General features: G+C 62.9%; 23 protein-coding genes. 4 read left to right on the top strand and 19 right to left on the bottom strand.

Annotated features, from left to right (window positions below):
• Positions 1 to 22: 22 nt before the first annotated feature.
• Both KJY40_RS01905 and KJY40_RS01900 read right to left on the bottom strand, forming a co-directional pair.
• The gene (locus KJY40_RS01905) at positions 23 to 1,714 is read right to left on the bottom strand and encodes a vWA domain-containing protein (protein ID WP_230734648.1); all 1,692 of its coding nucleotides are present in this window, start codon (positions 1,712 to 1,714) and stop codon (positions 23 to 25) included.
• Between the two features lie 88 nt (positions 1,715 to 1,802).
• Complete coding sequence (locus KJY40_RS01900) at positions 1,803 to 2,363, bottom strand: YbhB/YbcL family Raf kinase inhibitor-like protein (RefSeq protein WP_007957638.1); 561 nt, start codon at positions 2,361 to 2,363, stop codon at positions 1,803 to 1,805.
• A gap of 139 nt (positions 2,364 to 2,502) precedes the next feature.
• Between KJY40_RS01900 and KJY40_RS01895 the strand changes: the two genes are divergently transcribed.
• Positions 2,503 to 4,032 carry an apoptosis inducing factor family protein gene (locus KJY40_RS01895; protein ID WP_230734646.1) on the top strand — a complete coding sequence of 510 codons (1,530 nt, stop codon included), beginning with the start codon at positions 2,503 to 2,505 and terminating at the stop codon, positions 4,030 to 4,032.
• Here KJY40_RS01895 and pgaD read toward each other — a convergent pair.
• The 11 genes from pgaD to KJY40_RS01840 form a co-directional block, all read right to left on the bottom strand.
• On the bottom strand, positions 4,025 to 4,558 hold the full coding sequence (pgaD, locus tag KJY40_RS01890) for a poly-beta-1,6-N-acetyl-D-glucosamine biosynthesis protein PgaD (protein WP_230734644.1): 534 nt from the start codon (positions 4,556 to 4,558) through the stop codon (positions 4,025 to 4,027). The two genes, KJY40_RS01895 and pgaD, sit on opposite strands and share 8 nt — an antisense overlap.
• Positions 4,555 to 5,910, bottom strand: coding sequence for a poly-beta-1,6-N-acetyl-D-glucosamine synthase (pgaC, locus tag KJY40_RS01885; RefSeq protein ID WP_230734642.1), 1,356 nt, complete (start codon positions 5,908 to 5,910; stop codon positions 4,555 to 4,557). The genes pgaD and pgaC overlap by 4 nt, the downstream gene beginning before the upstream one ends.
• A gap of 1 nt (position 5,911) precedes the next feature.
• A complete protein-coding gene (pgaB, locus tag KJY40_RS01880; RefSeq protein WP_230734640.1) occupies positions 5,912 to 7,909 on the bottom strand; it encodes a poly-beta-1,6-N-acetyl-D-glucosamine N-deacetylase PgaB in 1,998 nt (665 codons plus the stop codon).
• Between the two features lie 12 nt (positions 7,910 to 7,921).
• Positions 7,922 to 10,402, bottom strand: a complete 2,481-nt coding sequence (gene pgaA, locus KJY40_RS01875) for a poly-beta-1,6 N-acetyl-D-glucosamine export porin PgaA (RefSeq protein ID WP_230734638.1) — start codon at positions 10,400 to 10,402, stop codon at positions 7,922 to 7,924.
• 258 nt (positions 10,403 to 10,660) lie between these two features.
• A complete protein-coding gene (locus KJY40_RS01870) occupies positions 10,661 to 12,166 on the bottom strand; it encodes a YdgA family protein (RefSeq protein WP_230734636.1) in 1,506 nt (501 codons plus the stop codon).
• Positions 12,167 to 12,365: 199 nt separating this feature from the next.
• Entirely contained in the window at positions 12,366 to 13,001 is a 636-nt protein-coding gene (locus KJY40_RS01865) for a hypothetical protein (protein ID WP_007957651.1), read from the bottom strand.
• A 93-nt stretch (positions 13,002 to 13,094) separates the two neighbouring features.
• Positions 13,095 to 14,537, bottom strand: coding sequence for an efflux transporter outer membrane subunit (locus tag KJY40_RS01860; RefSeq protein WP_064382679.1), 1,443 nt, complete (start codon positions 14,535 to 14,537; stop codon positions 13,095 to 13,097).
• A complete protein-coding gene (locus KJY40_RS01855; protein WP_007957655.1) occupies positions 14,534 to 15,421 on the bottom strand; it encodes an efflux RND transporter periplasmic adaptor subunit in 888 nt (295 codons plus the stop codon). The genes KJY40_RS01860 and KJY40_RS01855 overlap by 4 nt, the downstream gene beginning before the upstream one ends.
• On the bottom strand, positions 15,418 to 15,627 hold the full coding sequence (locus KJY40_RS01850) for a DUF1656 domain-containing protein (protein WP_007957657.1): 210 nt from the start codon (positions 15,625 to 15,627) through the stop codon (positions 15,418 to 15,420). The genes KJY40_RS01855 and KJY40_RS01850 overlap by 4 nt, the downstream gene beginning before the upstream one ends.
• Positions 15,624 to 17,687 (bottom strand): FUSC family protein, encoded by a 2,064-nt coding sequence (locus tag KJY40_RS01845; RefSeq protein WP_230734633.1) that lies wholly within the window; start codon positions 17,685 to 17,687, stop codon positions 15,624 to 15,626. The genes KJY40_RS01850 and KJY40_RS01845 overlap by 4 nt, the downstream gene beginning before the upstream one ends.
• Positions 17,684 to 18,112, bottom strand: coding sequence for a MarR family winged helix-turn-helix transcriptional regulator (locus KJY40_RS01840; protein WP_011331882.1), 429 nt, complete (start codon positions 18,110 to 18,112; stop codon positions 17,684 to 17,686). Before KJY40_RS01840 ends, KJY40_RS01845 begins: the two co-directional genes overlap by 4 nt.
• A gap of 172 nt (positions 18,113 to 18,284) precedes the next feature.
• On the opposite strand from KJY40_RS01840, the gene KJY40_RS01835 reads away from it, so the two are divergent.
• Positions 18,285 to 18,485: a hypothetical protein gene (locus KJY40_RS01835; protein ID WP_230734631.1), complete on the top strand. Its 201-nt coding sequence runs from the start codon at positions 18,285 to 18,287 to the stop codon at positions 18,483 to 18,485.
• A gap of 9 nt (positions 18,486 to 18,494) precedes the next feature.
• Here the strand turns inward: KJY40_RS01835 and KJY40_RS01830 are convergent, their stop codons facing one another.
• A complete protein-coding gene (locus KJY40_RS01830; protein WP_197870268.1) occupies positions 18,495 to 18,740 on the bottom strand; it encodes a DUF2789 domain-containing protein in 246 nt (81 codons plus the stop codon).
• Positions 18,741 to 18,867: 127 nt separating this feature from the next.
• Positions 18,868 to 19,329, bottom strand: a complete 462-nt coding sequence (locus KJY40_RS01825) for an aminoacyl-tRNA deacylase (RefSeq protein WP_007957669.1) — start codon at positions 19,327 to 19,329, stop codon at positions 18,868 to 18,870.
• A 196-nt stretch (positions 19,330 to 19,525) separates the two neighbouring features.
• Here KJY40_RS01825 and KJY40_RS01820 point away from each other — a divergent pair, with 196 nt between their 5' ends.
• Both KJY40_RS01820 and KJY40_RS01815 read left to right on the top strand, forming a co-directional pair.
• The gene (locus KJY40_RS01820) at positions 19,526 to 20,053 is read left to right on the top strand and encodes an NfeD family protein (protein WP_230734629.1); all 528 of its coding nucleotides are present in this window, start codon (positions 19,526 to 19,528) and stop codon (positions 20,051 to 20,053) included.
• 2 nt (positions 20,054 to 20,055) lie between these two features.
• Positions 20,056 to 20,814: a slipin family protein gene (locus KJY40_RS01815; protein ID WP_007957673.1), complete on the top strand. Its 759-nt coding sequence runs from the start codon at positions 20,056 to 20,058 to the stop codon at positions 20,812 to 20,814.
• Here KJY40_RS01815 and KJY40_RS01810 read toward each other — a convergent pair.
• Genes KJY40_RS01810 through KJY40_RS01795 form a run of 4 tightly spaced genes read right to left on the bottom strand, consistent with a single transcriptional unit; the run spans position 20,780 to position 24,627 of the window.
• A complete protein-coding gene (locus KJY40_RS01810; protein ID WP_230734627.1) occupies positions 20,780 to 21,754 on the bottom strand; it encodes a sulfotransferase family protein in 975 nt (324 codons plus the stop codon). The two genes, KJY40_RS01815 and KJY40_RS01810, sit on opposite strands and share 35 nt — an antisense overlap.
• On the bottom strand, positions 21,742 to 22,527 hold the full coding sequence (locus KJY40_RS01805; protein ID WP_230734625.1) for an aspartyl/asparaginyl beta-hydroxylase domain-containing protein: 786 nt from the start codon (positions 22,525 to 22,527) through the stop codon (positions 21,742 to 21,744). The genes KJY40_RS01810 and KJY40_RS01805 overlap by 13 nt, the downstream gene beginning before the upstream one ends.
• The gene (gene cysC, locus KJY40_RS01800) at positions 22,524 to 23,129 is read right to left on the bottom strand and encodes an adenylyl-sulfate kinase (RefSeq protein WP_230734623.1); all 606 of its coding nucleotides are present in this window, start codon (positions 23,127 to 23,129) and stop codon (positions 22,524 to 22,526) included. Before cysC ends, KJY40_RS01805 begins: the two co-directional genes overlap by 4 nt.
• Positions 23,113 to 24,627, bottom strand: coding sequence for a TolC family protein (locus KJY40_RS01795; protein WP_115076103.1), 1,515 nt, complete (start codon positions 24,625 to 24,627; stop codon positions 23,113 to 23,115). Before KJY40_RS01795 ends, cysC begins: the two co-directional genes overlap by 17 nt.
• Positions 24,628 to 24,673: the final 46 nt, after the last annotated feature.

The raw sequence follows: 24,673 nt of genomic DNA, 5'->3' as shown, positions 1-24,673 counted from the left end.
ATGAAGCCTTTGAGGCGGCTCACTATTCAATCCGTCGCTCAGTGGACAGTGCGTTGGAGGCAGTAGACGTACGCAGACTCTGCGCCAGTTCCACCAGTTGCACGAACTCGTTGCGCAGGCCGAAACGGTCATCGCCACGGGCACCTCGGGCCAGGGCTTCGGTATCCTTGAGGCTGAATTCACCGGTGTAGCGGCCGTCCTTGAGTTGCTGGGAAAACGCAGCGACGGCGGCAGCGAAACGCAGGTCTTCACTGGCCGGCGCCACCTGACTGGCAATCGGCCGCTCGATCAGCAGACTTTTCCCACCCTCAGGCTTTTGATATCGCACACGCAGCATTGCCAATTCTCCTTTCTTCTCGGAAACAACCGCGTCGGTTTTTCCGTAGCGCAGCGGTTCCAGCCAGCCCTTCTCGCCCGTCGGGACAATTTCATACAACGCCGTCACCGTATGGCCTGCACCGATTTCACCGGCATCGACCTTGTCATTGCTGAAATCCTCACGCTTCAACGCGCGATTTTCGTAGCCGAGCAGGCGGTATTCGCTGACCTGCGCCGGGTTGAACTCGACCTGCAACTTGACGTTTTTCGCCACCATGGCGAGGGTCGAACCGAGTTGATCCACCAGTACCTTGCGCGCTTCGCGCAGGTTGTCGATGTAGGCGTAGTTACCGTCGCCGGCATCGGCCAGTTGTTCCATCAGGTGTTCATTGTAGTTATCCACACCGAAACCCAGGGTGGTCAGGGAAATGCCGGTCTTGCGCTTATCCACAGCCATTTGTTTCAGGCTGTCGAAGTCGCTGATGCCGACGTTGAAGTCACCGTCGGTGGCCAACAGGATGCGGTTGATGCCTTTGGGGATGAACGCCTGCTGCGCCATCTGATAAGCCAGCTCGATGCCTGAAGCGCCGGCGGTCGAGCCGCCGGCAGTCAATTGCTCGATGGCTGTGCGAATTTTCGCCTTTTCCCGTCCGGAAGTCGGCTCCAGCACCACTCTGGACTCGCCGGCATACACCACCAACGACACCCGATCCTGTTCGCGCAATTGATCGACCAGCAACTTCAGGGTGCTTTTGACCCGCGGCAAGCCTTCGGGGCGGTCCATCGAGCCGGACACATCCACCAGAAACACCAGATTGGCCGGGGCCAGTTCCGCCACCGCGCGATCGGAGGCCTTGATGCCGATACGCAGCAAGCGGGTGTGCGGGTTCCACGGTGAAGCGGCCAGTTCGGTGGTCACGCCGAAGGGCGAGCCATCGCTCGGCAGCGCGTAGTCGTAGGGAAAGTAATTGACCATCTCCTCCAGCCGCACCGCGCCTTCCGGCGGCAGTCGACCCTGATTGAGCAGCCGTCGCACATTGGCGTAGGCGCCGGTGTCGACGTCGGCGCTAAAGGTCGAGACCGGGGTTTCGGCGACACTGTGGATCGGGTTGTCGGCCAGCTTGGCGTACTGCTCGCGCTGTTCGTCGCGATAGCCTTGTGGATAACTTTCACCGGCCGGCATCGGTGCAAAACGGGCGATCGGCGCCGCCAATGCACTGCGCTTGGCCATCGCGCTATCGGCCAACACCGCTTCAGGCTGCACGGAAGATTTCAGTTCGGTCTGCGCCGGAGGCGGTGCGACGGTGGTTTCCGGGCTGGAAGAAACACCGCAACCGGCAACCACCAGCAACACACTGGCAGCAAGAGGGCGCAGAAGCGTGGAAGGAAGGGACATGGGGGCTGACCTCGGGGAAGAATTGATCCATTCATCCCCTGAGACGGGCAGCCCTTTCAGTTCGGGTTAAACCTCGCCGAAAATTTTTTCAGCGGTGATAACGCCGCACCGCACTGCTGTTGCGCAGCACGTGGCCTTTGATTTTCTCCATCAGCTGGGCGCGGGTCAGGCCGGCAGGCAAGGCGTCCGGGGCCAGATCGAGGGCGTAGATCTGGATGATGTAGTGGTGCGCGCTGTCGCCGACCGGTGGGCATGGGCCGATGTAGCTGGTGGTGCCTTTGCTGTTGGTGCCACCGACGCCTTCAAGGGCCGATTTGGCGCCAACGCCGGCGGGAATCTGCCGGGTCGTGGCCTTGATGCCGTAGTGAACCCAGTGATCGACGCCCGCGCCTTTCTGGCCGTCCGGATCGTGCATGACGATGGCGTAGCTCAGGGTTCCGCTCGGGCCGGCATTCCAGCTCAGGGCCGGCGACTGGTTCTTGCCGCCGCAGCCGGCCGCATCGCTGGCCGCCGCCGAGGTGAACAGACGGTTATCCGACACACCGGGAATGCTGAGGGTGAAACGCTCCTGGGCCTGCGCCGGAAACTGCACGCAAAGGGCGACGGCAACGGCCGCCAGCCAAGGGTTGAGAGAGGTCAATCGGGTCATTCCGGGAGCACCTTGTGCAGTTGGGCCTTCGTCGGCCTGCAAACTATAGCCGTACCGTTCGTGCCGTGGCAGTGGGAAATGGCTGAACCTCGCAATGCAGCCCAAACTCGTAAGAGAAATGCCTGTGAGGAGCACGACCATGACCCTGCACCGTGTCGCCCGTTTCGCCGATGTGCCTGAAGACCGTGGGCTGGAGGTGCAAATCGGCGACTGCAAGATCGTCCTGCTGCGCGCCGCCGGCCAGTTGCGCGCCTTTCAGGGGGAATGCCCGCACGCCGGTGCGCCGCTGGCGGAAGGCGCGTTGTGCCACGGCCGACTGATCTGCCCGTGGCACAAGGCAGCCTTTCGCGCCGAAGATGGCGCCTTGTGCGAGCCTCCGGCGCTGGACAGCCTCAAGCGCTATCCGCTGGAACTGCGCGGCGACGAGGTGTGGGTCGATGACCAGCCACTGCCGGATCCGCACACCCCGCCGCAGGACGATCCGCGCACCTTTGTCATCGTCGGCGCCGGTGCCGGGGGAACGGCCTGCGCCGCCGCTCTGCGGGAAAAAGGCTTCGGCGGGCGGATCGTGCTGATCGACCGCGAACCGGACACCGGCTACGACCGCACGGTGCTGAGCAAATTTGTGCTGTCCGGGGAAATGCCGCCGCCGGAAACCCCGCCCCTGCGTGATGACGACTTTTACCGCGAACAACACATCAACCGGGTTTCAGGCGAGGTCAGCGGGCTTGATGTCGAAACCAAGACCCTTCACCTGAGCGATGACCGCACACTGAATTACAACGCGGCGGTGCTGGCCACCGGCGCAACGCCGAACGCGCTGAAACTGCCCGGCGCTGACCTGCCTCAAGTGTTTGTCCTGCGCTCCAAAGCCCAGGCGCAATCCATCATGGACGCCGCCCAACCCGGCCAGCGCGCGGTGATCATCGGTGACAGTTTCATTGCGCTCGAATGCGCTTCGGCCCTGCGCCAGCACGGTCTCGAGGTGACGCTGCTGGCGCGCCATGCCATTCCGTTCGCGGCGCAATTCGGTGAAGCCGTCGGCAAGGCGATCCGCGCGCTGCACGAAGAAAACGGCGTGCAATTCATCACCGATCACGAAGCCAGGGAGATCACCGGCGACGGCAAGGTCGAAGCGGTGTTGCTCGACAACGGTCTGCGTCTTTCGGCGGATCTGGTATTAGCGGGAATCGGCGTACACCCGGCCACCGAAGCGTTCGGCGACCTGCCGCGCGAAGAGGATCAATCGCTGTTAGTCGATGCCAGCCTGCGCGTCGCCGACAGCCTGTGGGCGATTGGCGATATCGCCACCTTCCCGTTGAACGGCAAACCACAGCGCATCGAACACTGGCGCCTGGCCCAGCAGCACGCGCGGATCGTCGCCGCGAACCTGCTCGGTGGCGATGAGCATTACCTGGACGTGCCGTATTTCTGGACCTGGCATTTCGGCCGCAACTACGACTATCTCGGTCACGCCGAGGCGTGGGATGCGGTCGAATTTATCGGCGAACCCGAACAGCCGCCGTTTATCGGGCTGTTCGGGAGCAAGGGCGTGGTGGTGGCAGCGGTGGCCTGCGAAGAGGAACGGGCGATGGCCCTGCTCGCCGAACGCATGAAGCAACCGCTGCCAATGGATGAAGCCTGGCGACTGGTTCGCGCCGTCAGGTGATCCGGTTCAGCGGCTCGCGGTTGTCGTCATCCTCGGCGTGCAGAAAGATCACCCGAGGATGTTCCAGAGGCGCCAGCGGTGGCGGCAGTTCTTCCGGCTGGACCGGCCACAGATGCGGCACCACGTGGCTGACGTCGCCGTCCTGATCGTTGTGGATGGTCATCACGCCCGGCCCGCGCAGTTTCTGAAAGCGCTCGTCGCACAGTTTGAAGCTGCGGCTCAGCCCTTCATCGTCGACCACCGGGGACGGCAGGCGGCGCTGGGCGAAGCTTCGGCTCTTGCGTTGCTGATAGCGCGCCCAGCCGATCAGGATCACGGCGTTGACCAACGCCACCCACAGATAAATCTGCAAAGTGCCGAGGGCTTCGAACGCCGAATTGTCGATGCGCGGCCCGCCTTCGTGGGTCTCGATCAACGGCCACAGGCCGCGCACCAGCAGATACAGCAGGCCGACCCAGGCCAGCACCGTGAAGAACGCATCGACCGCCACCAGAAACGGCCGTTGGCGGGTCCGGATGATTTTCATTTGATAACCTCCTCTTCATCGTCCCCGAGCGGCTTGATACCCCGGTCGGGACTGACCCAGCGCGCACGCTTCTGGTGTTGGCCGAACAATACTTTGGGGAAACTGACCAGCGTGGTCAGCAGGCTCACGAACCAGAACGCGATCGGGTACCACACCACCCAGAACATGGTCTTGCCCAGGCCCGGCTCGTAACGACGGTCGATGATGATGCTGACCGCGAACTGCACCAGGCAGACAAACGCCAGCAGCAACCCGGTGAACGCCGGAGGCATGAGGTGATCGACGGCAATGGCTTCAGGCATGACCACGAACTTGCCGACGGCCCAGAAGATCACCGACAACAGGAAGGTGAACGCCCAACCGGTCGACAGGCAGTATTCAAACAGCAGCGGCCACAGGTAACGGTGACGGTACTGCCAGATCCCGCGAATGTTCTTGAACAGCACTTCGGCGCCGCCCTGGGCCCAGCGCAGGCGCTGCTTCCACAGACCACGCAGGGTTTCCGGCATCAGGATCCAGCACAGGGCACGGGGCTCGTAGAAAATGCTCCAGTGGTCCAGTTGCAGCTTCCAGCTGATGTCGATGTCTTCGGTGATCATGTCCGGGCTCCAGTAGCCGACCCGGTTGAGCGCGGTACGGCGGAACGCGACGATCACACCCGACACGGTGAAGATCCGCCCGAACACCCGCTGGGTGCGCTTGATCAGCCCGATGATCGACGAGAACTCACCGACCTGAACCCGCCCGACCAATGTCGAACGCGTGCGGATTCGTGGGTTGCCGGTCACCGCGCCCAGTCGTGCGTTGTCGAGCATCGGCGCCACCAGATAAGCGGCGGTGTTCGGCGCCAGCAACGCATCACCGTCGATGCACACCAAGTATTCGCTGCGCGCAGCGATGGCGCCCATGCGCAGGGCTACAGCCTTGCCCTGGTTTTCCGCCAGGTGCAGCACCCGCAGCCGTGGATCTTCCTTGGCCAGTGCATCCAGCACTTCGGCGGTGTTGTCCTTGGACCCGTCGTTGATCGCGATGACTTCGATGTTCGGGTAATGCTGCGCCAGCGCCGCGTGGATGGTGTCGGCCGCGTTGTCGCCCTCGTTGTAGCAAGGGATCAGGATCGAAATCAGCGGTTCGCCTTCCAGCGGTGGCGGCAGGGTGTCGTCCTTCCACGGCCAGTGCCGCTCCCAGTGCAGCCAGAAATACAGGCCACCGGAAATCCACAACCCGGACATGAACAGCGGGTAGAAGAACACGAAGTCCATCAGGAATTGCCCGGTGACCAGGAAGATCAGCCCCAGCGGGAAGCCGAGGACGATCGCCAGAACCAGCAGGGCCAGCAGTCTATCCAGCATGTCATGGGTTCCATTTGTTGGAGAGCGCAGGCCGCACGGTTTTCAGGTCCGGCAGGTTCTCGAGGAAGTTGTCCGGGTAGTAGCCGAAACTGGTGGCGCCCTGACGCTTGAGGCGACCCATCCAGTCGGCCAGTTGCGCACCGTCTATGTCGGCCTGGTCCTTTTTCGTCCAGTCCCGGGCCTGCAGTTCGAACACCGTGCGATCCAGCGCACCGGGGCGCTGTTTGATCTTCGCCACCAGTTCTTCGAGCCACGGGCCGGATTGCGCATGGGTCTGTTTTTCCATGAGCGGCATGGCCATCGGCGCCGTCCAGTCGTAGCTCACGAGGAAGTCGTCGAGGTTCTGCGCGAACCACGCTTCGCTGTGCGGGTTGAGCACCGGCTCGGCGAAGATGTTGCGTGCGGTAAGCACTTGCGGGCCACGAATCGCGCGCACCTTGGCGGTCAGTTCGTTGGTGAAGTCGATCAGGTAACGGCTTTTGAACCGCGTCCAGCGCTGCATCGCTGCCGGATCGTCACGCAGGGCGGCGATCGAGCCCGGCAAGCCGTTCGCGGCATAGGCCTTCAGCGCCAGAGGGCCGGCGTCTTCGAAGTCTGAAAGCACAGCGTCGTCGTGGTAGAGAATGCCGTCGACCGAAGTCAGGCGCGCCACATCTTCGTAGATCTCGCCGATGATCCGCCGCACTTCGGGATCGAACGGCGACAGGCGTTTGTATTGATCCGGGTCGACAGCGGTCGTGCCGGTTTTCGGATCCCAGCGCGTCACCCGTGGCAGCTTCGAATCCAGCTCGAAACTCAGCACCGGCATCCACGCAAAGACCTTCACGTGAGCCCGGGTGCGCAATTGCCAGGCGACACGGTCGAACAGGTCGGCGCGCATCGGCAGATGACGGTTGGGGAAGTACAGCGAATGCACCAGACCATCGCCCTTCGGATCGGCGAAGGCTTGCAGGAACACGGTGTTGGCGCCCATGTCCGCCATGCGCTGGATCAGTTTGCCAAGGTTGATTTCCTGCTGCGCCGGGTCCGGGTCGTAAACGTTGTCCAGATCCACGTGGACCACGCGCATGGTGAAATCCGATTGCACGCCGACCACGCTGTTGGCGAAGTGCTCGCCGTCAGGGTCGGAAGCCACCAGGAAACGCGGCCCGCTCATCAGGTTGTCGAGGGCATCGAGGCCGTCATCAAGGGTCAGGGCCATTTCATAGCCTTCTTCGCTGACCACGGTCAGCGACGTGCCGTCCGCCGTCCCGTAAGGCCAGACCCAGATGCGCGGTTTTTTACCGGTGTTCTTGCGGATTTTTTCCGAGATCGCCTGCACGTCGGCGCGGATCCGCGCCTGGAAGTCGGCTTCGGATTCGTAGCGTTTGCTCACCGGATCGTAGCGTCGGGTCGCGGCCGCCGGCTGCAGGTTGCCTTGCGGGTTGGCAAGGATGCCTTTGTGATTGGCGTCAGTGTGGGCGGCGATTTCCACCAGACCCGACTGCGAGATTTCCCGCACCTGAGCCCAGGTCAGGAAGTCCGAGCGCGCACGCGGCGTGCCGGCGAAATCCACCGGTTGGTTCAGCGGCGTATCGATCCAGGTACCGACCGGCGCCAGCAGCGCATGCCAGTTGTAGGCGCGCAATACCGGCAACACGCGGGTGTAGAAACTTGCGTAACCGTCGTCGAAGCTGAGCAGGATCGCCTTGGGCGGCAGTTCCGGCCCGCCCTTGCGCGCGGCCATGATCTGGTCGACCGTCACCGGTTTGTAGTTGTTCTCCCGCAGCCAGGCGAGCTGTTCGAGCAGACGCTCGGTGCGCACCGCCACCACCGCCTGATCGGGGTCACGGTCTTCGACGTCGTGGTAGGCAATGCCCAGCACGTGGTTTTTCGGCCAGGGCTTTTCATTGGCGGCTACCGGTCGCTCGGACGGCGGCACGAAGGCCGGGGCTTGCTGGGCGCAGGCGCTGACCAGCAGCACTCCCAGCAGAAGGATGAAACGCGAAATCAAAGGCATCTTCAAACTCTTCTAGAAGCGGAAAGTGAGGTCGACGAGCAGACGCAGATCGGTTTCCCGGTCACCGTCGTAGGGCCGGTTGATCACGCTGAACAAACCGCCCACCTCGAACACGTCGTTCCAGGCGTAGCGCTGGCCGTAACCGAGCAATGCCATGCCGCCGGTGCCGTGATCACGCTGGCTGTAAGTACCCGCACCGGCCTGGAACTGCTGGCTCCAGACCGTTTCGTAGCGGTGGTACAGCACGTGATTGACGTTGAGCAGCGGCATGACGCTGAAGTCCGACTTCGGGTTGAAGTACGGCACGTCATCGGACTTGGAGTTGTGGCTGGTGCCCACTTCCAGGCCCGCATCGACTTGCAGGTTCGGCGCGCTGTAGACGCCCTCTTTTCCGGTCAGCAAGGCTTCAACGCGATTGTTGCCGTCGCTGAAGTGCGACGGGCTGACCGACAGCCGCCACTCGCGGCTCTCGTTAGCGCGCCAGCGAATGAAACCGCTGCCGCCGTTGGCCTTGATGTCGCTGTTGAGTGCCCGCAGCGGGGTCTCGGCCGACAGGTATTCGAGGCTGCCGCCGTATTGCCAGTGATCGTCGATGTCGCGGGCAATTGCCAGACGCGCGCCCTGCTTGTCGCCAAAACCATAGGAATGGTTCGACACCTCGGCTTCGAGGGTCATGTCGCGGGTGCGACACTCCAGACCGACACGCTGGAAGCGATGGTGGCCGGTGCCTTCGGTGAAATCGCCAGTGGCGTATCCGGCCCCGGCGAATACCCGCCAGTCTTCATCGATCGGCGGGCTGTAAAGGGTGGTCTGGATGCCGAAATCCCGGCTGCCGGTGACCGCGCCGGCATCGCCACCGCTGCCGCCGTTGGCCTTGCCGCCGTAGGCTTCGACGCGCAACTCGGACATGTCGTGCACTTCGCGCTCACGGGCCAGACGCTGGACCTGACGGTTGTCGGGGAAACGCGCCACCACGTCATCGGTCAGCGCATCCATCTGCCGCCATTCCTGCAAGTCCATGGCGGTGCGGGCCTGCGCAACTTCCAGACCCATGTCGCGCGGCGCGATGCTCTCGGTTTCCTTGAGCTGGTTTTCCGCGCGGCGCGGCCAGTTACGGGCCAGGTACAGATCGGCCTGGGCCAGGCGCAGGCCGATGTTGCCCGGCGCCTGATCCACCAGGGTCTGCAAACGCTCTTCGCCGTGAGGCAGGTCGGAACCGTAGGTGCCGGCCTGCGCCGCCAGTTGCTGGGCGTCCATCCATTCGTCGTTGGGGTTGCCGATTGGCAGGCCCTTGAGTTCGATGCGCGGTTTCTGTGTCTTCGCCTGATCTTCGGCGACCTTGCGCGCCTCTTCGGCGCGATCGCTTTCCAGCAGCGAGTAATACAGCGCCGTGGTGTCTTCGAGCCGGTCGCCGACATCGGCGTCCCGCGCCGCCAGCACCTGACGGTAAAGATCGGTGGCGATTTCCGGCTGGCGCTGATCCAGATAGGACGCCGCCACCCAGCGCAGGGCGTAGGTCGGAATCTTCACGCCTTCGGCTTGCAGCTTCTGGTATTCAGTGATGACTTCGGCGGTACGCGCCCGGGCCTTGAGTGCGCCCATGCGGTCGATGCGCCAGCGGGTCACGTCGTCGTGGGCAGTGGCGTCCGGGGTCCAGGTGGCGAGCAACTGGTCGTAGTCGGCCAGAGCGCGGTCGGCGATCACGTAGCGCTCTTTTTCACTGCGGGTGGCCAGTTCGGCGAGACGCACGCGTTCGGCAGCCAGATCGCCTTCCAGACGGCGCAAGGTGACGGGATCGATCAGCCCCGGACGCTGCTTCGCCAGGCGCAGCGCCGGCTCCGGCAGACGCGCCTTTTGCAGAGCGACCACGTACTCGCGGGCGACCTCCGGTTTGTTGCCGGCGCGAATGAAGGCCTGGTCGTATTCGAACAGCGCGTCGTACGGCTTGCCGGCGCGATTCAGGGCGTAGCCCAGCGCCAGTCGGCGGGAAGGATCATCGGGTTTGGCGGCGACCAGCGAACGAGCGCGGATCACCCCTTCGTCAGGCTTGCCGGAGTCGGCCTGGGTCAGTGCCAGACCCAGTTGCAGGTCGGCGTTGTCCGGCTCCAGCGTAAGGGCCTTGTTGTAGACCTGGATCGCCTGATCCCAGCGTTTGAGGTTGCGGTAGGCCCGGGCGGTGGCGGTCAGCGCCTGAACCGGCAGTGCACGGCCAAGACCCTGAGTCTCGTAGACCTGCACCACTTCGGCGTCGAGTCCGGCCCAGCCGGCGATTTGCAGGTGATCGCTGACCTGGCCGGTGGTGGCCTGGGCCGGCGGCACCTGACGCAAAACGGTCAGCGCGGGCGTGTAATGCCCGGCCCGGGCGTCGAGCACCATTTGATCGTAGGCCGTATCGGCGAACGCGAACGCCGGCCAGAGCAACTGGCTGCACAGCGCGACTCGAAACAAAGGGCGTAAACCACGATGTAATACGGGAACATCAATACGCGGCATTCGTCAGCATCCTTACATGGCCAGCCGGGTAGCAACGCCCCCCCTTGCCCATTTCGTAACGGAGGCCAAGCAATAAACGCTCAGCCAAGCTTATCCGAGCAGTCTTGCACGCAAGACTAGACCAATATTCAGAACACAATAATTGTTCAGATTCGTGACGATGGATTGCCCGACCAGCCGCAAACCCGGACGCCAGACAGCAAAACGCCCGACGTCTGCGGGTGCAGAGGCCGGGCGTTTCGTTGTCGCGCGGGGCGTTTACTGAGGCTGTTCGATACTGCCGAACTTGCTCATCAGGAAGCCGACGAACTGCTCGACGGTCATCTTCTGGCCGTTGAATTCCACCTGATTGGCGGCGTAATGCAGTTTGGTGACAACGTTGGTGCCGTCCAGCGTCGCCAGCTGCGTACCGACGGCCATGCCGGCGAACATGTCGGCGCCAGCGCTGGCCTGGTCAACGATGGCTTTGGCATCGGTCTGACCGTCGATTTGCGCTTGGACGCTGAGCAGATCGACCAGCATCGGCTTGGACACCAGCACATTCACGTCAAGCAGCGCGATCAGCTGTTTGCCCAGTTGATCCGGCGGCAGGTCCATCGACTGTGGCTTGGCCAGGTCGAGCACCAGACTCGCGCGGCTTTCGCCGTTGGCGGTTTTCAGCGACAGGTCTTCCAGCGCCAGTTGCGGCCCGGCAGCCAGCAGTTTCTGCAGGTCGGCCTTGACCTGGGTGGACTCGGCTTCGGTCAGGTTCAGCTCCGGCGCCGGCAGGCCGGCGGCGGTGGCTTCGGCAGCAGCTTTTTCGTAAGGCTGGAGCTTGGTCTGGTAGATCTGCATCAGCGACATGGCCGACGGAATGTCGAGGTTTTTCAGGCTCATGGCCAGGTTGGCCGAACCGATCTTCTTGTCGTTGAGGGTCGCTTCACCGACCTTATAGTCAGCACGACCGGAAGCGTTGCTGCCGTTCTCTTCGGTGCGATTCTTCATCTCGAAGTTCTTCACGCCCAGCACCGACTGTTTGGTACCGAAAGTGGTCTTGCTGCTGGTCAGTTCCAGGGTGTTCTCGCCGGTGTAGTAGCCGTAGGTGCTCTTGGCGAGATTGCTGGCCAGGGTCAGGCCATTGAGTTCGATCTGCACCGGCGCCTGATCCTCGGCAACCGTGGTCAGGTGCAGGCTGTCCATGTAGCCGTTGGCCTTGACCTTCTGCGCCTGGGCGCTGGCGGAAATGTCCATGTTCAGGCCGGAAAACTTCAGGCTCGACTTGTCATCCAGCGCGGCTTCCAGCGGCAGCAGTTCGAGGTTGCCGGTGGTGGACTGGTCGTAACCAATGTTGACCACACCCTTGAGCGGCGCGGCGCCCTTGGTGGCGGCAAACCATTTCTCGGTGATCGGGGTCTTTTCCAGTTCGTAGTGACTGGTGGCCATGACCGGCAGCCATTTCAGCGACACCAGGCGAGAGAACGGCAGCGGGCCGTGTTCGATGTGGTCGACGAACAACAGCTCGACCGGCGCTTCGCCGAACATTTCACCCTCGCCCTTGAGGCGATAGTGCGCGGTGCTGCTGAAGGTATTGCGCTCGAGCGATACCAGTTCCAGTGACGCACTGCCGTTGGAGCCGGCCATGGCGGTCTGCAACTCGCTGTTGGCGTTGGCGACGGCATTGTTCAGTACGCCTTCGATTTTGGTGCCGGTGTACCAGGCCCCGCCTACGCTGATGGCGCCAATGGCCACAACAATTCCGAGAAGCACGCCTGCTGATTTATTCATGAATGACCTGATCGATTTCCGTGGCTGAAAGTGTGGTCGTCTTCCCTGAACCCGTGACCGGGCCGTGGCGCGACTCCGCTGAATTTAGCGGTGGAGATTAGCACTGGCAGTGCGACGCGGCCCAATGTTTAAAGGTTAAAGAGTGTCGACAAGTCATGGACAAACAAAAAGATCGCCGGGTTCGGCGATCTTTCAGGGGTCAGGAATATTGCACCTCGATCTCATCGAGCTGATGGTCGAAGCTTTTCAGGCGTGCGGTCCAGGTGTACACCAGCACTTCGAAATCCCGGTCGATCACCGCCCCGCCCGGCCCGTCGCTGCGCGGGTCGCAGAAATCCAGTTGATAACGCTCGCGGGCCATGGCCGTGGCGACGTCCGACAGTTCGCGGGCGTTGTTGAGCCAGTGCCAGCCGTCGTCGGCGACTTGGCGGTCGAGCGCCAGGCATTGTTTTTTCAGGGCTTCGAGGCTTTTTTCCAGCGGCGTGCCGGTGAGTTCGCCCATGACTTCGGCGAAGGTCCGCCCCGGTTGCCAGTAGCTGCCCCAGAAGTAGCGGTCGAACACGGTTTCGACTTTGCGCAGCGCGACTTTGGTGTCCCAGATCAGCAGCAGCGTCTTGCTTTGCTCAAGCTGGCGTTTCTTGAGGCGCTGGCTTTGCACCAGGGCCGACGCCACGACCACGATCGCCATGACCGCGATCAGCGCCACGGTGCTGTCGAGGAAGACCATCGCCTTGTCGATCTGGTGGGCCAGCATGATGCCGTAGAAATAGGTGGCCGACAGCAGCACCAGGGCTACCAGGGCGCACCAGAAGCCGAGAGCGTAAGGGTTTTTCATTATTGGTTTCCCCTAGACCTGCGCTAGCGATGTGCACTGAAAAGGCGCCTGGTTCGGGGCGCCCTTTCAATACTTCAAAGCATAGCAACGGCCTCAGGGTTTGCTGGCGCTCGAAGCTTGCGTTCGTCCGCTTTCCCAACCGCCGCCCAGGGCGAGGAACAAATCGATCTGGCTCATGGCAACCTGGGTGTTGGCCGCGGCCAGTTGCGCGGTGACGTCGGTGTAGGTGCGGGTGGCCTGCAAGTCGGCAAGGAATGACTCGCGGCCGGCCTGGAAGAAGCGGTGCGTCTGGTCGGCCGCCAGTTTTGCCGACTGCTCGGCATCGGCCAGCGCATCGCGGCGTTGCAGCAGCGCGGAGTACTGGGACAGGCCGGTCTGGGTTTCGCGGATGGCGTTGAGCACCACGCCGTCGAAATGCGCCAGCGCGCCTTGGGTCGTGGCTTCGGCTTCGCGGATCCGGGCCCGGGCGCCGTTGGTCGGCACACTCCAGCTCAGCGACGGGCCGAAGCCCCAGCGGTTGGTGGAGGGTTTGCCAAGGTTGTCCAGAATACCGACGGTGCCAATCGTCGCGCCGAAACTGATGTCCGGGTACAACTCGCCGGTGGCGATACCGATTCCAGCCGTCGCAGCCGCCAGACGCCGCTCGGCCTGACGGATGTCCGGCCGACGCTTGAGCAGCGCAGCGCCATCGCCCACCGGCACCAACTGGGCGATTTTCGGCAGTTCGGCGCAGGTCGCAGTGCCGGCCGGCAGTTGATCGACAGGCTTGGCCAGCAGCATTGACAGACGGAACAACCCGGCCTGACGTGCAGCCTCATAACGCGGCATATCAGCGCGCAGGGATTTGAATTGGGTCTGCGAACGGGTGACCTGGGTTTCGTCGCCACGCCCGGCGTCGCGCAGACGCTGGATCAGCGTGGTGCTCTGGGATTGCAGGTCGAGGGAATGCTGGGCGATTTCCCGCTCCTCGTTCGCCGCGCAGACCTGGGTGTAGGCCCGCACCACGTCGGCGACCAGGGTGATGCGTGCGGTGTCGGCAGCGGCCTGGGTCGCGTCGGCATTGGCTTTTGCCGCTTCAATCCCGCGTTGCAACGTGCCCCACAGGTCGAACTGGTAGGACGCGCTGATGCCGATATCGCCAATGTTGGCCACCGGCACTTTTTCCGGCAGCAGGAATGCCTCGCCGGATTCCTGCAAGCGTTGCGCGCCCATTTTCACGCCGCCGCTCCAGCCACCGGCCGCCTCGGCTTCATCGACCTGCGCACGGGCCCGCGACAGGTTCGCCGCCGCCACCCGCAGATCGGTGTTGGACGCCATGGCCTGCTGCACCAGTTGATCCAGACGCGGATCCTGATACAGCCGCCACCAGTCCGCCGGCACCGGGGCCGACACCACCGGTTTGCCAGCCACCGCCAGGTCGCCCTGGAAATCCTTGCGCTGGATCGCCGCGTCTTCGGGCACGTGATAGTCCGGCCCGACCATCGAGCAGGCCGACAGCATCATGCCCAAACCGGCGATCATCAGAGCCCTGCTCATTTCGCGGGCTCCTGCGGTTGATCGTCGATGATCGACACAGTGGCGGTACGCCCGGCGATCATGCGGAAATCATCCGGCACGTCGTCGAAGGCGATGCGCACCGGAATCCGCTGCGCCAGTCGCACCCAGCTGAAGGCCGGGTTGACGTTGGGCAGCAGGTTGCTGCCGCTCGAACGGTCGCGGTCTTCGATGCCGGCAACGATGCTTTCGACATGCCCGCGCAGGCGAGCGCGGTCGCCGATCACGCGGATATCCACCGACTGCCCGATGTGGATACCGTCGAGTTTGGTTTCTTCGAAATAGCCGTCGATATGAAACGAATTGCTGTCGACCACCGACAACACCGGACGCCCGGCGGTGACGAATTCCTGCGAACGTGGCGCACGGTCGTTGACGTAACCGTCCACCGGGCTGCGGATCACCGAGCGGTCAAGATTGAGCTGGGCGCTGTCCACCGCCACCAGCGCTTCGGCCAGGGCCGATTGCGCGCGGGCCACTTTCGACTGGCTTTCTTCCAGCTGTTCGGCCGGCACCAGATTGCCCAATCCACGATTACGCTTGGCTTCACGCTGGGCCTGGGCGAGGGTTTCTTCGCGATCGGCGACCGCCGCCTTGGCCTGACGCAACGCCAGTTTGAAACGGTCCTGGTCGATGCTGAACAGCACCTGGCCGCGTTTCACCAACTGGTTGTCCTTCACTTCGACCTGCTGGATCAGCCCGGACACGTCCGGGGCGATCTGCACGATGTCGGCGCGAATGTGGCCGTCGCGGGTCCAGGGCGCGAACATGTAATACATCACCATGCGCCAGACCACGACGACGGCGAAAGTCACGATCAGCAGCGTCAGGACGACGCGACCGAGGGTCAGAAACGGTTTTTTCATGTCATCAGGTATCGACTGAGTGAATCCACGCCGTACAGCATCACGGCGTAGAGAGCCACGTTGAACAATGCCCGGTGCCAGACCAGACGGTAGAAATGCAGGCGTGTGAGCACGCCGTGTACCAACACAAACAGCACATAAGTGATGCCCATCAACACCAGCAGGGTCGGCAGGAAAATGCCGCTGATGTCCAGATCACCGATCATAGGGGCGCTCCTTCGGGCAGCGGTTCTTCGGGCTCTGCGTTTGAAACGAACTCCACGCCGGGCAACAGCGCCAGGCGCAAACCGCTCAACGCGTGCAACAGGTTTAGTCGGGTTTCTTCATCGCCGTGGCCGTTGAGCGCGCGGCGGGTGCGATCCATGGTCATCAGCAAGGCGCTCGGCGCCGGCAGGCGTTCGCCGGCCTTGAGGCAGGCCCGGAAATATTCGCCGACCTCTGCCACCACTTGTTTCAGCAATGCGTTCGGCGCGCCTGTCACGCGCGGTGTGTAGGCGAGCAAGTCGAGCAGGTTCAGCCCCACGCGCACTTCGCGCATGGCGATGCCGGTGTCCTGGCCGGTCAGCGCCAGACGCGGCAGGTGCTGCATCAGGCGGTCGAGCAGTTGCACGCCCAGCTGTCGGTGTTCGGCGAGGTTGGCCGGTTCGGTCATGCTGACGATGTCTTTCCAGCTGAAACGGGTCAGGCGCTTGGCCGCCAGTTCGGCGCCGAACGGCCGGGCGATCAGCGTCCAGATGAACGCGAACAACAGCCCCATCGGGCCCGCCAGGTTGGAATTGACGAAGGCAAAGAAGTCCGCGTCGTAAGCACCGGAAATGCTGATGAACGACGAGGTGTTGACCAGCGTCAGCAGCATGCCGAGGTAGAAACGTGGCTGCACCGTGAGGGTGCCGACACAGATGAACGGCACCGCGAACGCCAGCACCAGCATCGGGAAGTCATGCAGGTTCGGCAGCACCAGAAACAGGTACAGGCTGGCGAACAGCACCGACATCCCGGTCCAGAAAAAGAACCGGTAGATCTGCGGCGCCGGGTCGTCCATCGAGGCGAAGAAACTGCACGACACCGCCGCCAGAATCACCGCGCTGCCGCCGTCGGTCCAGCCCAGCAGGATCCACAGTACCGAGGCAACGATGATCGCCAGAATGGTCGAAGCCACCGAATACAGCATCAGCCCACGGTCGAGAAAAGGCGTCAGGCGACCAAGGCGCCAGTGGCGATACACCGCGCGCCAGCTGTCCTGGCGCTCGCACAGGATCGCGTCCTGCAGGCTGCGGCAGTCCTGCCACAGATCGATGAATTCGCCGAGGCGAGACAGCGCGTTGGAAAACAGCAATTGTTTGCGATCTTCGAGGGCTTCGGCGCTCGGTTGCAGCACTTCGAGCTGATCCCGCAGGGCTTGCCAGCGGTCGAGATCGGCGTCTTTGTAGCCGAGCCATTCGCGGGTCGCGGTGAGCAGCGGCGCGAACTTTTCCACCAGTTCCGGCGTGCGCCGTTCGAGGGCGTAAAGCGAATCTTCGAGGGCATCGATCACCGGCAGCAGGTGGATCATCCGCCCGCGCAACTCCTTGGTGTTGCGCACCGTCTGCGGCCGCGCACCTTCGTGCGGCAACTGGCCGATCATCAATTCCAGGCTGTTGAAACTGCCGACCATGGCCATGCGCAGGGCAGTGACTTCTTCGGGTTGTACGTCGCGGCTGAGGAATTTCAGGCTGTAGGTCGTGGCGTCGGCGAACCATTTGCCCACGGCATCGTTGAACACCGGTGCCAGACGTCGTGGCCAGAACATCGCGCCGACTACCGCCGCCACCGCGATACCGAGAAAGATCTCTTCCGTACGCGACTCGGCCACGTCCCATACCGCCAGCGGGTTATCCACCACCGGCAGGGCGATCAACGGCAAGGTGTAGCCGGCCAGCATCAACGCGTAGTTGTTGGCGGTGCGCAGATGGAGGGACAGGAACAGCAGAATCCCTGTCCACAGGGCGATGACCACCACCAGTACATACGGGCTCTGGACGAACATCGGCACGAACAGCACTGCCGCCGCCGCACCGAGAAACGTGCCGATCGCGCGATACAGCGCCTTGGAACTGGTCGGGCCGAGGAACGGGCTGGAAACGATGTACACCGTGGCCATCGCCCAATAAGGACGCGGCATTTGCATCAGCAAGGCGATGTACAGCGCGATCATCGAGGCCGCGAACGTGCGGATCCCGTAGAACCAGTCCCGCGCCGGGGGCATGCCGGAAAAGAACCCGTTCACGGATTGATCACCGTTGGCGGAGTGGCCGCCTCAAAAGCTCTCAGTACCCGAAGCGTAGCCTCCAGATCGCGCTGGTCGATGCCTTCGAGCACTTCATGACGCAGACGCACCAGTTGCGCTTCGACCGCTTGCACCAGTTCGCGGCCGGTGTCGGTCAGGCTCAGGCATTTGGCGCGACGATCCTGAGCATCTTCGGTACGGCAGACAAAACCGGCGTGACACAACTGATCGAGCAGACGCACCAGCGACGGCGACTCCATCCCCGCCGCCTGCGCCACCTGCACCTGGCGCACACCCTCGCCCAGCCGCCCGATCATCAACAACGGGACGGCGCAGGCTTCGGAGATTCCATAGTTGACCAGCGTGGTCTGGCAGATCTTCCGCCAATGCCTGGCGGCCACCACCATGGCACTGCTGATGTTCATCTGGAGAGCGTCGAGGTTATTCGGCACGAGGGAATGCACACACTGTTAGTTTGCTAACTATCAATATCGCATTGGTGGGGAAATTCAGTCAAGTTTTGAAACAAATTGCTTTCAGCACCGAAATGTCCCTCGCTGAAACTGCGCCAACACCGACATCCGAGAGCACTGAACCATGACGAAGAAATTCACGACCGAGAACACGCATTCCGGACAACATCCGATTGAACGTCTGCCCGACACATCTGCGTACGCGGCATTTTTAGAGCAAAAAGTGAAAATCGCTCGTGAATCAATGGCCTGCGGAATCGGTTTATCCAATCTTGAAGTTGAAGCGACGTTCTCTTCCTTGAGAGCTATGACTGCCAAGGACTAGGTCCGGTCTTTACCCCGCCCGCCCCTTCCTCAACATCACATCCAACTGATCCACCACCTCCGCCCAATCCGCATCATCGAGAATCTCGTCCCGCAGGAAATCCGCCTGGCTCTTGCTCCAGAAAAACGCGTCGCACAGGTGCAGTTCGGGTTTGAGCGGGGAATGGGTGGCGATGAACTGGTCGATGCTGACCGGGTCGTTGTCCAGGCCGAGCTGTTTGAACAGGGATGGGAGGCTGTGCGTCGGGTTTTCCATTGTTCTGCTCCTTCGAAGACCAGGTGGATGTAATAGATTCGCGAGCAAGCTCGCTCCCTCAGGTTTAGCGCAGAACCTGTGGGAGCGAGCTTGCTCGCGATTGGCGTCGGCACAGACGCTAAAAAAGCTACTGACTCAGTTCCCGCACCTGCGCATGCGGCACCATTTTCAGGAATTCGGGCATGCTCATGTGCAGCAGGTTGTTGTGGTTGCCGGCTTCCAGGTAGATGTCTTTTTGCCGGGTCAGCAGCGGGTCGATGACCATGTCCAGGCCGTAGGAGTCGCCCAGTGGCGGTACGGCACCGCGCTCACAGTCGTCGAAAATGTGCGCCAGATTGCTTTCGCGGGTGATTTGCCATTCGCCGCTGCTGCGCACTTTGCTCAAGTCCAGGTGGCGGCTGGCGGGCAGCACCGCCATCAGGTAGTGCCCGTGGCGGTCGTCCAGGATCACCGATTTGGCCACCCGCTCTGCGGCAATCCCGGAGACCCGCGCCGTTTCCAGGCTGCTGGACGAGTGCGGGTGGGTGACGATGTCATATTCGCATTGCGCCCGGTTGAGGCTGCTCTGCACTTTCTTGGCCATACGCATGATGCACCTCGGTGCCCACCGACGCTGCGCGGCGGACGGTAATGAAACGCTGTGGCTGTTCTTGAAAGTCTAGTCCGGCGGGCCGCGAACACCGGGAAATCCGCCCACTGGCGGGGCGGGCGAACTGATCAAAAATCATCCAGTCGCAGCCTCAACTAGACTGTAAGAACAAGCCTTGGCTCTCGCGGAGGGTCACGTGAACATCCGTTGCTGTGCGCTTGCCCTGTTACTGCTGAGTGGATCAGTCGTTGCGGCAGACACCCCGTTTACCGCCGTCAGTCCGGTCGGCCTGTGGCTGATCACCTTGGGCATCACATTTCTGATCGCCGAAGCCGCGCTGCCCAACTACGGCGTGATCGGCCTCGGCGGTATCGTCATGTTCGTGATCGGCGCGCTGATCTTGAGCAACGCCGAGCTGCCGGTGCCAATGATGATCGGCCTCGGCCTGGTCAGCGCCCTGTTGCTGATCGCGCTGCTGATCCGCGCCCTGAAAACCCGACCGCGCCACCCGGTCAGCGGCGATGCCGGCCTGCTCGGCAGTGTCACGGCGGTGACGGTGGTGCAACCGGAAGACAGCCGCAACGGCTGGGTGCAGTTGCAGGGAGAACGCTGGCAGGTGCTGAGCGCCACGCCGCTGCACACCGGGCAACCGGTGCGTGTGGTCGGGCGCAAGGGCCTGTTGCTGCAAGTGGCCGCGACTGACGCGGCACCGCTCGGAGAGTGATCATGGGTCTGCAAATCGGTTTTGTCGCGCTGCTGCTGTTGCTGATCGCCCTGGCCGGCTCGACGTTCCGCATCCTGCGCGAATACGAACGCGGCGTGGTGTTCCAGCTCGGACGCTTCTGGCAGGTCAAGGGGCCGGGGCTGATCCTGCTGATCCCGGTGGTGCAGCAAATGGTCCGGGTCGACTTGCGCACCATCGTCCTCGACGTGCCGCCACAGGACGTGATCACCCGCGACAACGTGTCGGTGAAGGTCAACGCGGTGCTGTACTTCCGCGTGCTCGACCCGCAGAAAGCGATCATCCAGGTCGAAGATTTCCTCATGGCCACCAGCCAACTGGCCCAGACCACCCTGCGCGCGGTGCTCGGTAAACATGAACTGGATGAACTGCTGGCCGAACGCGAACGCCTGAACATCGACATCCAGCAAGTGCTCGACGCCCAGACCGACGCCTGGGGCATCAAGGTCGCCAACGTCGAGATCAAACACGTCGATCTCAACGAATCGATGGTGCGCGCCATTGCCAAGCAGGCTGAAGCCGAGCGGGAGCGGCGAGCCAAGGTGATCCACGCCGAAGGCGAATTGCAGGCCTCGGAAAAACTCATGCAGGCCGCCGAAATGCTTGGCCGCCAGCCCGGCGCCATGCAGTTGCGCTACATGCAGACCTTAAGTTCGATTGCCGGTGACAAGAGCTCGACCATTGTCTTTCCGTTGCCGATCGAACTGCTCAAGGGGATGGCGGATCTGTCGGCGAAATCGTGAGCGCGCGCAGGCGTTCCAGCGCGGCATAGGGTGCACGGGCGCAATGTTCGACCCGAGCCTGCAACAACGCCGATGCCTCGCGGCGCTTGTGTTCACCATCAACGACAAAGGGCTGTGACGGCTGCTTCGCGTGTTGCGCCGTTGCCGCCAGCGCCAGTTCACACTGCGCGGCGCTCAGCTTGAAAAACCGCGCCAGCCGCCCGCTCATCGCGTCGGGCAATTCGCTGTAATTGAGCGCCAGCCCGGCGGAGTCACGACAATGCACCCACCCTGCCTCCAGCAGGCGCCCCAGCCGCCGGGCGATGAAATCCTCACGGCCCTCGAACGGTAAATCATCGTCCAGCACGCAATCGCCGAGCGCACCCGGCACCATGTGCAGGCCGGGGCGGCGCAGGTGCGAGACGGCAATTTCAAGCGGATCGCGATAGACAAACAGCCACGGCGTATCGGGAAAACACTCGTGCAGCAGCGGCCATTCGCCGATGTTCCAGGCGTCGAGCTTTATCACCAATCGCTGCTCCATGCCGCGCCGTCGCTGGCCGTACGCCGAGAGCAATCCGGCGATGGCTGCGCGGCGTTCTTCGTTCGGCAAATCGCTACGCAGCAAGGCATCAAGGGGCGGCGGCTCCGAGACCACAATGTGATCGTCGAGCCGGGCGAGCATCTGGCTGATCAGCGTCGAGCCGCAACGCGAGGCGTGCAGGATGAAGGCGCTCGGCGGCAGACCCGGACTAAGCGCTTGCCAATCCATGAGCGCCGACAAGGGTGTTTGCCGGCGGAACGCCTGATTGAACGGCAGGCGCAACGCGTCTTCGACGGCTTCACGAAAGAACGGTTGATGCAGCGGCGTGTCGCCAAACCAGCACCAGTCGACCTGCCATTGCCCGGCGGTTTTCCAGATGCGGATCGGCAACCAGCCGTCGAAATTCACAGGCGCCATTGTTCGTTCCATGACCGGCGACCGTTACGCATCGCCGCCAGCAGTTCCTCACGGGAAAAATGCAGGCCACGTTCAGCGGCCAACGCCAGCGTCTGGACGATAAATGCTTCAGGGTCGTGCAATGCCTGCAACGTTGCGGACAACACCGGATCCGTGACCAGCAACCGTTGAAATCGCTGCAGCATTGTCTCCGCGCCATCAGGCAGCGGAGTGCTCGGCAAACCGTCAACAATCATCTGTTCCAGCCAAGGCGCGGGGCGGCAATCGAGCACCAGATGAACCCGAGCGGTGCTGTCGCGATTGTCGACCCGATGCGGTCGGGCGAGATCGAGAAACCAGCATTCCCCCGCTTTCATCGGCATCCGCTGGCCGTCGAGCCAGAAGTCCACGGCGGGCGGACTGAGCAGCGGAATGTGCAGGCGCAAATCGGCGTCCGCGCCCTCAAGGTCATAGTCGCGATGCTCATGAATCTGCCCGCCCGGGCCCAGTCGCAACAACCGCGCACTGACGATTTCCAGCGGCAGATCCCGCAGGGCCTGCTGCCAGCGACCATCATTCAGCCAAGGGGCGCGTTGTACGGGTTCGGCACTGCCGGGGGACAGCTCGGTCAGCGCATCGGCGGCGGAAATCAGCGCCACGCCGCTCCAGTCGCCGGCGAAATAAGCGGTGTTGAAATGACCGCGCCAGGCAGCGTCGTCAATCGCCGCCAGCGCCTGCAACAGCAACGGCAGGTCCACCGTCACCGGCAACCGTGAGAACGCCGGCCGGCTCATGCCTTGGGCAACACCGCAGTTTCGCCGAGCCAGGTCAGCAACCGGTCCAGACAGGCTTCGACCGACAGCGTGCCGGTGTCGAGCACCAGCGAAGCCTGGGCCGGCGCCTCGTAAGGCGCCGACACGCCGGTAAACCCGGCCAGCTCGCCGCGCCGCGCCCGGGCGTAATGCCCTTTCGGATCGCGCTGCTCGCACACCGCCAGCGCGGCGCTGCACCAGACCTCGCGATAGTCCTCGCCCAAACGGCGGGCAAACACCTCGCGCAGTTCCGCCAGCGGCGCGATCATCGCCAGAATCACGATTTGCCCGTTCTCCACCAGCAATGCCGCCAACTCACTGGCGCGGCGGATGTTTTCCAGCCGGTCGGCATCGGTAAAACCCAGGTCACGGTTGAGCCCGACCCGCAATCCGTCGCCATCGAGCACCACGCTTTGCAGACCGCGACTGAACAACTCGGCGTGCAACGCCTGGGCAAGGGTCGATTTGCCCGCCGCCGGCAAGCCGGTCAGCAGCATCGCCGTGCCGCGATGGCCGTTGCGGGCCTCACGTTGTGCACGGCTGATACTGGCGGTCGGCGCCAATACGTCACTGCGCGGAGGCATGGGCCACCGGCAGCGAAATATCCCCCGAGGCCCACGCGGCTTCGCGGTTGGCCAGCGCGGTGGCGATCGACTGGACTTCGGTCGACTGCACCTGATCCGGCAGCGGATCAAGGCCGGCGCTGGCGAAGATCTGGCCATAGGCATTGCGCAGATCGGCATAGGACAGATCACGCCGCAAGTCGGCCTGCAAGGTGTTGAGTTCGCCCTGAATCAGGTCCAGTTCACCAATGCCGTCGGCCTGACGACGGTTACGCAACTGACCGACAATTTGCCCGTCGATGTCCGACAGTTGCTGGTTGGTCTTGAACTGGCGCAGCGCCTCCTGATAGTTGGCGTTGGCCACGTAGAGCTGCGCCAGCACCGCAATCGACATCGCCTGACGTCGCGCGGCGGCGACTTCTTCACCGGCCTTGGCCACGTCGATGGCCGCCGGGGCGGAGATCACGTTGAACAGGTTCCAGGTGACCTTCACGCCGTAGTCGGCCCAGCCCTGCTCGACCAGGAACGAGTTGCTGTCGTAATGCCCGCCGGCGGAGAACTCCAGGCCCGGCAGCAGACGCAGCATGGCCTTGCGGGTTTCGGCGGCGCTGATCCGGGTCTGGTAATCCTGCTCGCGCAGTTCCGGACGGCTGGTCAGGGCTTCCTGTTCGAGTTTGCTCAGATCGACCTTGAGTTCCGGGATTTGATAACCGTCATCGGTGGCCAACGTCAGGTTGGTGCCCAGCGGCAGGTTGATCAGGGTCGCCAGTTCGGTTTTCGCCAGCGACAACGCACGGCGCTGTTCTTCCAGTTGCCGGGTCGCCTCGATCAGCGAACGCTGATAACCGAGGGACTGCACCGGATCGCCGATGCGCTGTTCGCTCATGCTTTCGCTGTTGCGACGGGCGGTATCGACTCGCGCCATCAGGCTGTCGATCTGCTTGAGCAGACGTTCGGCGGCCATTGCCCGCCAATAGGCCGACCGCACGTCCTGAACGATGGTGTTGATCACCTTGCGCCGGCGTTCCTGAACGATCAGGCGCTGGTCGCCCTGCTGCTTGGCACTGATGTAGCTGACGCCGAAATCGAGGACGTTCCAGACCATGGTCAGGTCGGCGACGTCGCGGTCGCGGTCCTGAGAGGTCGACGGTTCCAGGGACTGGGTGCCGGTGCGCACGCTCTGGCTGCTGGAGGCGCTGACGTTGTTGCGCCCGACGTAACCGGCGTCCAGCGCCATGCGCGGCAGCATGTCGAAACTGGCGAGGTCGAGCTGCCGCTTGGCCAGCGCCTCCTCCATGATTTTCAAGCGACCTTCGAGGTTGTACTTCACCGCGCGGGCCATCGCCTGGTGCAGGGTCAGCGGACCGCTCAGCGGTTCCTGGCCCTTGTACATGCTTTGCAGGTCGGCCCGGGCCCTTTGTTCACTGACACTGCGTTCGATCGGTTCACTGGTCACTGCACATCCGCTGATCGCCAGCGCCAGCAGGCTGGCGCCGAACAACTTCTGACTTTTCTTCATCCCTGGATCGCCCCTAGGTCCCGCACATATGTGAGTTGTTGTGTGT

It is taken from the genome of Pseudomonas fitomaticsae (assembly GCF_021018765.1).
Classification (GTDB): domain Bacteria; phylum Pseudomonadota; class Gammaproteobacteria; order Pseudomonadales; family Pseudomonadaceae; genus Aquipseudomonas; species Aquipseudomonas fitomaticsae.
This window is presented reverse-complemented; position numbering and strand designations above follow the sequence as displayed.